General features: G+C 68.3%; 5 protein-coding genes. 1 reads left to right on the top strand and 4 read right to left on the bottom strand.

What is annotated here, in order from left to right; genetic code table 11:
• The 4 genes from FFT10_RS23265 to FFT10_RS23250 all read right to left on the bottom strand — a co-directional run.
• Positions 1–2,662, bottom strand: a 2,662-nt coding sequence (locus FFT10_RS23265) for a hybrid sensor histidine kinase/response regulator (protein ID WP_137735266.1), incomplete at its 3' end; no start/stop codon positions are given.
• Positions 2,659–3,207 (bottom strand): YfiR family protein, encoded by a 549-nt coding sequence (locus tag FFT10_RS23260; protein WP_137735265.1) that lies wholly within the window; start codon positions 3,205–3,207, stop codon positions 2,659–2,661. The genes FFT10_RS23260 and FFT10_RS23265, both read right to left, overlap by 4 nt.
• A 20-nt stretch (positions 3,208–3,227) precedes the next feature.
• Positions 3,228–5,177 (bottom strand): TonB-dependent receptor plug domain-containing protein, encoded by a 1,950-nt coding sequence (locus FFT10_RS23255; protein WP_137735264.1) that lies wholly within the window; start codon positions 5,175–5,177, stop codon positions 3,228–3,230.
• Between the two features lie 9 nt (positions 5,178–5,186).
• Positions 5,187–7,289: a putative bifunctional diguanylate cyclase/phosphodiesterase gene (locus FFT10_RS23250; protein WP_162520898.1), complete on the bottom strand. Its 2,103-nt coding sequence runs from the start codon at positions 7,287–7,289 to the stop codon at positions 5,187–5,189.
• Positions 7,290–7,668: 379 nt separating this feature from the next.
• Between FFT10_RS23250 and FFT10_RS23245 the strand changes: the two genes are divergently transcribed.
• Positions 7,669–10,191: an ATP-binding protein gene (locus FFT10_RS23245; protein ID WP_137735262.1), complete on the top strand. Its 2,523-nt coding sequence runs from the start codon at positions 7,669–7,671 to the stop codon at positions 10,189–10,191.
• The last annotated feature ends 25 nt before the right edge of the window (positions 10,192–10,216 follow it).

Here is a 10,216-nt window from a genome sequence, read left to right as displayed (position 1 = left end):
TTGGCGCTAGCGCAGCCGCATCGAGTTCGCCGCGGCGCAGGGCGGTTTCGATGCGTCCCGCCTCGGCTGCCAGCGCCAACGCGCCGACCTGACCGGCGCTGGACTTCAGCGAGTGGACGCCACGCTGCACGAGTTTCAGGTCTTGAGCGCGAATGCCCTGTTCGATCGTATCGAGCGTCTGGCCCACGGTGCGATCGAAGAGCCGGAGCAGATGCTTTGGGTAGTTGGGGTCCGACCCGTCGGCCACCATCGGCAGCTTCGCCATGACGCCCGGGTCGAAGACGGGAGCCGAACCCTCGGGCGAGTTTGGCGCTTCGGCTTCGTCCAAGGGCTGTGGCGCGCTGTCGGGGATGCGATCGCGAAAGGCCCAGCGCTCTGCCACCGCCACCAGGTGCGACGCCAGCACCGGCTTGGTGACGAAGTCGTTCATGCCCGCGGCCAGGCAGGCGCTGCGGTCCTCGGCAAACGCGTTGGCCGTCAGCGCTACCACCGGCACCGCGCGGTTCAGGTCCCCGGCGCGTCCCGCGCGCAGGCGGCGCGTTGCCTCCAACCCGTCCATGTCGGGCATCTGCCAGTCCATCAGAACCAGATCGAATCGCGTGTGTTCCAGTTGCTGAAGCGCAGAGGCGCCGTTGCTCGCGACGCTGCATCCAAAACCCGCGTAGTCCAGCATCGATCGCACGACCGCCTGGTTGATCGCGTCGTCCTCCACCAGGAGCACGTGTGCCGCTGCGTGGCTTGGCGCGGGCGTGACGGGCGCGTCAGAGGCCGACACCTGGGCACTGCGCCCGTTGGCCAATCGGCTGACCAGGGTGCTGCGAAGGACCGGACGCGACATCGCGCGAGCCAGGCCGAGAGATTCGCGCGCGTGAGCCTGCTCAGCGTCGGCCGCACTATCGATCGGCAATACCCGGCGGGGGTCCAACCGCGGCAACGCCCGAGACAGCAGTGCGCGGCCCGCTTCCGAGTCCAGCGCGACGATGAACCAAGGGGGTCTGCCCCGCGAGTCGTTGCCCTGGAGGAACGCCTGCAGTGCTGTCAGGTCATGGCAGCGCTGTGCCTGGCAACCCAGTCGCTGCAGCAGCGCTGCCAATGCCTTGGCACTCGGTTCATGCGGCTCACACCAGGCAACGCGCAGGTCCAGGGTCGCGGCCTCGTCGCCGGCCCGGTCGGCCGGGGGCAAGGGCAACTCCAGCGTGAAGCATGAGCCCACGCCGACGATCGACTGCGCCGTGACATCACCGCCCATCAGCCTGGCCAGGTCGCGGCAGATCGCCAACCCCAGGCCGCTGCCGCCAAAACGTCGCGTGGTCGACGCGTCGGCCTGCTGGAAGGGCTCGAAGATCGTTTCCAGGGCTTCGGGTGCAATGCCGATGCCGGTGTCGCGGATCTGAATCTGCAGGCGGTCCGCCACGCCCTCGACCGGGCGGACGTCCACGCTGACGTCGCCCTGGGCCGTGAACTTGACGGCATTGCCCAGCAGGTTCAGCACCAGCTGGCGCAGGCGCACGTCGTCGCCATGTCGCCACAGCGCCATGGTGGGGTCGACGCAGCAGCTCAGGCGCAGCCCCTTGGTCGCGGCCAGGGCGGAAGACGAGACCACTGCCGCCTCAACGCAATCGAGCACGTTGAAGTCCTGCGCCTGCAGCTCGAGTGCGCCGGCCTCGATGCGCGCCAGGTCCAGCACGTGCTCGATCAGGCCCAGCAGGTTGCTGCCGCTGGTTCGGATGATCTCCACCAGCTCGGCGCGCCGGCCTGCATCGCCACCCTGGGCCTGCAGCAGCTGCGCAGCGCCGATCACGCCGTTCAGCGGGCTGCGCAGCTCGTGGCTCATGTTGGCCAGGAAGCGCGTCTTGGCCAGCGAAGCAGATTCGGCCAGTGCCTGCGCCGCTTCCGCCACTTCGGCCTGCTGCGCCAGGCGCAGGTTCATCGCCACCAGCGTGCTGCCGCGCTGCTCGATCTCGGACAGCATGTGGTTGAACGCCCCGACGGCCACGCCCACTTCGTCCTTGCCCGTTGCCGGGAGACGCAGCGAATAGTTCTGTTCGCGCGTGATCTTGGCGGCGGTCTGGGCCAGGCTGACCACGGGCACGCTGATGCGGCGGGCCAGGCGCTGTGACACGACCAGCGCCAGCAGCGCTGCAACCAGGCTCGCCGCGGCTGCCGCCAGCGCCTGCCAGCGCAGCTTCCGCTGCACCTCTTCCAGGTTCACGTGCAGCGTGATACGGCCCACCGTGTCGCCGGCGCTGCCGGCGATGATGGGCGTGCTCACCTGCAGCCAGCCTCTCGCCAAGCCGCCCAAATCAGCCTGGCCCTGCTGCAGCACGGCGTTGCCCATGCTGTGCAGCAGCCGGCCCGCCGGGTCGTGGACCCACGCTCCCTGGATCTGCGGGCGGGTCTTCAGCACGGCCACGGCGTCCTTGATGCCCTGCGAGTCTGCGAAGCTGACGGGGGCCTGCAACGCAAAGGCGACGCTGCGGGCGACCTGATGCGCCTCTTCCGTGGAGTCGCGATCGGCGTAGTACCAGGCCATGCCCAGCATGGCTGCCATGGCGAGCATCGCCGAAAGTACCGCCCCCAGGCCCAGCAGCGCGGCCAGGCGTACGCCCAGCCGCTGGGAGAAGGGCGGGCGTTCCAGCCCCGAGGCTCGCCAGAGTGTCATTCGCGCACCTGCCGTGCCAGCTTGAGCACCTGGCTGGAGACCGTCAGCTGTGCCTGCCGAAACGCGGCCATGTTGATGTCGAAGCGGATCGAGTCGTTGACGGGCACGAATTCGACCATGCCGCCGAGGTTCAACATTCCATCGGCGTCTCCGACGACCAATATCGGGCCGCCTGCTACGGCGCGCATCAGGTCGGACACACGCTCTGCACTGGCATGCACGAAGAGCACGTTGCAGCCGGTCAGGGGCGGAGCCTTGACGACCTGGATTCGCCGGCCATTGACCACCTGGCCATCGGCCTCGGCGAAGGCCTGGGAGATGGCTGCATCGCGCTGCGCGAGGCACACCCGCAGCGGGTCGCCGCTGGCCGCTCCTGGCCACTGCACGAAGCGCGTCAGGCTCAGTGTCAGCTTGGCCTTGAGCGCGGCTTCGGCCTGCGCCTGTGCAAGTGCCGGCGTCGGCGCCCACAGGACCGCGAACAGCGCTGCGGCCACAGCCGGGCCAAGCCGGTGCAACTGCGCCATGAACTGCAGCACATGAGGCATCGGAGTGCCCGTCTATGCCGTCAGAACGCCAATGCCCAGCGCAGGGAGACCACGCGGCCGTCCTGCTCGATCCGGTCAGAACGGAATTCCGGTCCTGCCGGATCCGCCACACGACGGTTGGCCAGGTTGTAGACGCTGCCCGTCAGCGACCAGACGCGCTCCGGCGGATCCCACACCAAGGTGGTGTTGGCCACCAGCTGGGTGCCCAGGCGCTGCCCGGTCAGCGTGTAGCGTGTGCCGGTACCCTGCAGCTCCAGCCCGAGCCGCATGGGCAGGCCGGGCAGCGGTGTCGTGGCGTGCAGTTTGAGCAGCGTCCGAGGCGCATTCGACGGCTCGCTGCCGTCATCCAGGCGCACGCGCTGCTGACTTAAGCTGGCGCGAAGCCTCCAGCCTGAGGCAGCCAGGTACTCGCCTTCCAGCTCGATGCCGCGTGCGTGCGCCGCGCCAACGTTGCGATAGATCAGCACGCCGTCGTCACGCGGGACCTGCTCGATCAGGTCGCGCACCTGGTTGTCGAAGAGCGATGCCGAGAGCCGCAGCCGCTCGTCGGCACGCCAGTCGGCGGCCAGTTCGTAGGAGCGCACGCGCTCCCGGCGTAGCGTCTCGTTCCACGCTTCGCCCGAAGCGGCCGGGGCACGCTCATAGAAGTTGGGCTCCCGGTAGGCTTCACCGGCAAGGGCCTTGACCACCCAGGCCTGCGTTGGCTGCCACACCAGCGACAAGCGGGGCGTGCCGTGCCATTGGTCGGTGGTCTGGCGGTCCAGCCGGGCGCCAAGTCCGAGCTTCCAGCCGGGTGCGACCGCGATTTCGTTGGTGACGAAGAATCCGTAGCGGGAACTGTCGGTCCCGGTGTCGGTCACGGTTGGACCACCGGCATCGAACACGGTGGAAAGCACCCGCTGACGATAGTTGCGTTGCACATCGGCGCCCAGCAGCAGCATCTGCGAGTCACCCATTCGTATCGTGCGGCGCAGCTCGGCCTGCCACCAGCGACCCTGGTTCTGGTACGTGGTGAGCAGCCGATCCGGCTCGTACCGGCCGAAGTCGTGGTAGTCGTAGAAGCCCAGCCCGGTCTGGAACGACCAGCCACTCCCGTCGGCCGCGAGTCGCTGCCAGCTGCCGCTGATCAGCGACATCCGGTCGGTCCAGACCGAGCGGTCGCCGAAGACGAGGTCGAACGGGGCGTTGGGGATCGTCTTCGATCGCTCCGAGACGATCGCGCTCAGGTTGAGCTCCCCGCCGCTCCAGCGCATCTGCAGCTTGCGGTCGCGCTCGCCGTCGAGCCCGTGGACATGGCCATCACCGCCGCCCGGATCGAACTCGGGGATCACCAGGTCGGTGCCTGGCCGGTTCTCTGCGCTGGCCGCCACGAGCAGAGAGCCTGCGGCGAACTCGTGCCCCGAGCTGAACTGCACCTTGCGGGCACGCTGGCTGTCCACGCTGACAGCCAGGGACTGGCCGCGCAGGCTGGCGGCGTTGCGCGTGACGACGTTGATGACGCCGAACACCGCATTGGGGCCGTAGATCACCGAACCAGGTCCGGGGATGAACTCCACCCGCTCGATCAGCGCGACATCGATCGGAAACTCTCGCCCGACCAGCACCGAGTCATAGATGTTGTCGTTGGCGCGCACGCCATCGATCAGCAGCAGCAGGCGCGAGCTGTAGTCGCCGGGACGGCTGAGGCCGCGGACGCCCAGGTAGGTGTAAGTGCGGTCGTATCGCGTGAAGACGCCACGCACACCTCCCAGCACTTCGCCCAGCGTGCGCCAGCCGAAGCTGCGGATGTCGCCCTGGGTCAGCACGGTCACCGCGGCCGGGGCTTCGGCGGCGCTTTGCTTGTACTTGGACGCCGCATAGACCGGTGTGGCCAGCAACTGTTCCAGCTCGGGATCGTCGCCGGCATGGCTGTTGAGCGCCGCGCAGAGCAGTGCTGCTGCAGCCAGGGTTCGAGAGAAGAGGGTATGCATGTTCGGTGCTCAGTGCGGCGCGGCCGCCTCGAGTACGGGCCTGGTGGCCAGCAGGGCCTCGTACGCTTGGGCGGGCATCGGCCTGGCATACAGGTAGCCCTGGTGGAGGTGACAGCCCAGGCGCTGAAGGGCGGCCGCCTGCGATGGCGTCTCGACGCCTTCCGCGACAACCTGCATGTTCAGCCGATGGGCCAGGGTGACGATGGCCTCGACCAGCGCGCTTTCCTTCTCGCCGTGGTCCACGTCGATCACGAAGCTGCGGTCGATCTTGAGCTCGTCGATCGGAAAGCGCTTGAGATAAGCCAAGGACGAGTAGCCGGTGCCGAAGTCGTCGAGCGACAGCTTGAAGCCGTGTGCATGCAACTCCTGCAATCGCTCGACGGCGCGATCGAGATCCTTCATCAGCATCGACTCGGTGACTTCGAGCACCAGCGCCTGGGGTGACATGTGGTGGCTACGCACAAGCTGATCCAGGCGTTCCACCAGGCCGTCGGCCATGAAGCAGGACGCAGCCACGTTGACCGCGATGGGCTGTTCCCGCAGGCCGGCCCGCTTGCAGCGGGTTGCGAGCGCGCAGACCTCGTCCAGCACCCAGGCGGTCAGTTCGGTGATCTGCCCGGTCTCCTCGGCCAGGGGGATGAACTCGCCCGGCAGCAGCAGGCCGCGCTCCGGGTGTTGCCATCGCACCAGCGCCTCGGCGCTCCGCATCTCGCCGCTGGTCGAATCGATCTTGGGCTGCAGGTACAGGCGCAACTCTCCGCCCGCGATGGCGCGGCGCAGCTCCGCCTCGCGGGCCAGGCGGGCGCTGGCCTGGGCGTTCATTGCCTCGTCGAAGAATCGTCGTTCGCCCGCGCCGGCCGACTTGGCGGCATACAGGGCCTGTTCGGCATAGCGGATCAGGCCACCGGCCTCGGTCGAGTCGCGGGGGAACAGTGCGATGCCAACGGCTGCCGTCAGCTTCAGCTCGGTGCCATTCACGGTGATCGGCTCGGCCACCACCTGGCACAGCCGCTCCGCGGCCCTGGCTGCGTGTTCGGGCCTGCCGATGCCGGCCAGCAGGACGGTGAAGGCGTTGCCGCCCACGCGCGCCAGCACGCCGGTCTGGGTGGTTGCGTCGGAGGCGGCCGTCACATCACCGGCGCGAGTGTGGTCCTGCAGGCGCTGGGCCACGATGCGCAGCACCTCGTCGCCGGCGTCGCTGCCGAGCGCGTCGTTGACGCTCTTGAAGCGGTCGATGTCGATCTGCAGCATCGCGCAGGTGGCGTTGCCGTGGCGGGCCTGCTCGAGCACGCGCGTGGCCAGCCGCAGGAAGAACTCGCGGTTGGGCAGCCCCGTCAGGCCATCGTGCAGCGCGAGGTGCCGGATGCGGCGCTCGGCCTCGACGCGCTCGGTGATGTCGTGGGTGATGCCCTCGACGGCCACCTGGCGCCCGAGGGCATCCTGCACCGGAGCCGCCTGTTCGAAGACGGTGCGGGCGATGCCGTCGAAGCGCTCGATCGTGAAGGTCAGCTGGTAGGGCTGGCCATGGCTGACCAGGGCCTCGCGCGCCCGGCGCACTCGCTCGCGGTCGGCTTCGGTGACCCGGGCTAGGAAGGCCTCGGCCGAGGCGCACTGCGCGGCCTCGGGAGGCGCGCCGAAGATCCGGGCCAGTTCCTCCGAGCATCCCATGCGCCCGCCGCCCTCGAGCGACCAGTTGCCCAGGTGGGCCATCTGCTGCGCGCGGGCCATGCTCTCGCGGCTGCGGCGGATCGCATCCATGGCGGCGGCGCCTCGAAGTGCGTAGCGCACGCGGTAGACGAGCAGACCCCAGTGGATCGGCTTGGTGATGAAGTCCGTGGCGCCCGACTGGTGGGCCTGCTCGATCGACTCCAGGTCGTCCAGGCCGGTCAACATCAGCACGGGCACGTGCCGGCCATGCTCCAGCGCGCGCAGCCGGCGGCAGGTGTCGAAGCCGTCGATGCCGTCCATCACGACGTCCAGCAGGACCAGGTCGAAGGGCGCGTCGGTGAAGGCCGAAAGTGCCTGCACGCCGCTCTCGGCCTCGACGACCTCGAAGCCGGCATGGCGCAGCGTGCGCGCCGCCATGTCCCGTACCAGAAGGTCGTCGTCCACCACCAGCAGGCGGGGGCGGGAAGTCGAGGGCGTGATCACAGGAGCGGGGGCGGACATGGTGAAGGGACAAGCCATTCCGACGCGGGTTGCCGGCTCGCGTTCTTATCGGCGTGATCGATCAGATCTTGAACCCGGCCGTCCGCGGCCGCCGAGAGCCGGGTGAGGCCACGACTCGCGTTGACGACCGCTTAGCAATTGAGCCGTGACGGATCGCACGGCGGCGGGAGCAACGCCGCGCCTGCCCGGAGGTAGCTCTGCGGCCCGGTATGCTTGTCGGACCACTGCGTGTCGAGTGCCAACTTCGTCTGCGACTCGGCCGCGAATCCCCCCGTCCGGAAGAACTTCGACGTGCTCCATCCACCCCTGTTCGGTCGGCATCGTGGCGCCTGACTCGCCGCTGATCGATACCCTCGCCGAACTGCCCATGGGCGCTGGCGGCCACGCGCCGACCGAGCGCACGCGACGGCAGGTGCTGTTCGGGCTGCTGCTGCTGAACCTGTTGATGGCGGCTGTCTGCGCGGCCCTGCTGTTGTCGTCGAGGCGGTCGGAGATCGCCGACGCGAAGGCCCAGACCCTGAACGACGTGCGCCTGACGGAGCAGGTGGCCAGTGCCCTCTTCGACAAGGCTGCGATCGCCCTTGGGGCCGTTGGCGTCCAGGTCGAGCGCCAGCTGGGCGGATCCGGCCTGGACGCGTGGATCCTGTGGTCCATCGTGGACGCGCAGGCGGCACAGGTCCCCGAGATCCAGCGCATCGGCGTGTTCGATGCGCGTGGCGCACAGCTGTGCGGCGTGCCGGCCGAACGTTGCCAGCGCCTGGACATCGCCGACCGGGACTACTTCCAGCGCCTGCGCGACCATCCCGACGATCCAATCAAGTTGTACGGCCCCTACGACATCAGGACGGATGGGCGACCGGCCCTGGTGCTGGCGCGCTCGATGCGCATGCCGGACGGCCGCTTTGCCGGTGTCGTGATCGCGGTGATGCCTGTCGAGCGCCTGCGTGCCCTGGTGAGCACGCTGCGGCTGGGCAGCAGCGGATCGGTCAGTCTCCGAACGGCGGATCTTGCGCTGCTGTTGCGCCAGCCGGAACTGACCGGTCCCGATGCCGCCGCGGCAGGGCGCAAGGTGTCCGACCAGCTTCGTGCCGCCATCGCGGCAGAGCCTGGCGAGGGCGTCTACCGCGCCGTCACCGCCAGCGATGGTGTCGACAGGGTCGCGGCCTATCGGCGGCTCGGCAAGCACGCCCTGTACGTGATCGTTGGCCGGGCGACGGGCGACTTCCTGACCGGCTGGCGGCTGCAGGTGGCCTGGACCACTGGTTTCCTGCTGATCTTCGCGGTGGTCAGCTGGCAGCTGGCGCGCGCCACGTCGAGCAACCTGCGCGAGCATGCCCAGGCGCTTCGCCTGTACGACGAGGCGCCCTGCGGCTACCACACACTCGATCCCAGTGGCACTTACCTCAGCATCAATGCCACTGAGCTGGCCTGGCTCGGCTGTTCACGTGAGGAGGTGGTCGGGAAGCTGAAGCCCACCGACTTCTTCACCGACGAAGGCCGGGCGACGTTTGCGGCCAATTTTCCGAAGCTGGAACGCACAGGGCAGATCGAGGGCCTGGATCTCGACCTGGTCAGTCGTGACGGCTCCGTGCGGCGCGTGCTGGTGAACGCCACGGCAGTCAAAGCCTCCAAAGGCGGGTTGCTGCACAGCAACTCGGTGATGTACGACATCACCGAACTGCACGCGGCCCGAACGCAGCTGCGCGCGCTGGCGTTGCAGCAGGGCGTGATGCTCGACAACGACTTGATCGGCATCGTGCGGCTCAAGAACCGTCGCATCCTCTGGAAGAACCAGGCGATGGACCGGATCTTCGGCTACGCCAACGGCGACTGGAACGGCATGCCGTCGCGGGACCTGTACCTCGACGACGAGTCCCACCGGCGCGCGGGGGCGGAACTCCTGGCCGCGCTGGAGCAGGGGCAGGTGTACCGGTGCCAGCTGCCGATGCGGCGCAAGGATGGCAGCCCGGTTTGGATCGACGCAAGCGGGGCGTCGCTGGGCCCGGACACCGGGGAGGTCATGATGCTGCTGGCTGACATCACGGCCTTGAAGGCGGCGGAAGCGGAGCGCCTGCGAGCGGCCTCGCTGGAGGCCCAGAACTTCCAGTTGCGCGAGACGAACAGGCTCAAGAGCGAGCTGGTGGCGAACATGTCGCACGAACTGCGCACGCCGCTGAACGCGATCCTGGGGTTCGGGCAGATGCTCGAGTCCGGCTCGGTGAAGCCCGACTCGCCGAAGTTCGCCGGCTACATCAGCCGCATTGTCAGCAGCGGCAAGCACCTGCTCAGCCTGATCGACCAGGTGCTGGACTACGCCAAGGTTGAGTCCGGCAAGATGAACTTCGATCCCGAGCCCATCAGCGTGCCCCACACGCTGCATGAGGTGGTCGAGATGCTCCAAGCCGACAGCGCCTCCCGGCAAGTCGCAGTGCGGGTCGACGTGGACGACGGCGTGGAGTCGGTCATCACCGATCCGCTGCGCCTGAAGCAGATGCTGCTGGCGCTGGTCGGCAACGCGATCAAGTTCTCGCATGAAGGCGGCAGCGTCGACCTTCGCGCGAGCGTCGTGGACGATGCGTTCTGGCAGGTCGACATCGCCGATCGGGGTATCGGTATCGAGGAAGCGAACATTGCGCGGCTCTTTTCGCCCTTCGTGCAGCTGAGCTCGGGCTCGACCAAGACCCATGGTGGAACCGGCATCGGTCTGTCGCTGGTGCGATTGATCGCCCAGGCGCAGGGCGGACGCATCGAAGTTCGCAGCCAGTTCGGCGCAGGAAGCACGTTCTCCCTGATCCTGCCTCGAGATCTTGGCGAACGTGGGGGGCAGTCAGCCTTGGTAGATTGACTGGGATAGACCCGCCGCCTGCTGT

This window comes from Pseudaquabacterium pictum (assembly GCF_005403045.1).
GTDB lineage: Bacteria > Pseudomonadota > Gammaproteobacteria > Burkholderiales > Burkholderiaceae_C > Pseudaquabacterium > Pseudaquabacterium pictum.
This window is presented reverse-complemented; position numbering and strand designations above follow the sequence as displayed.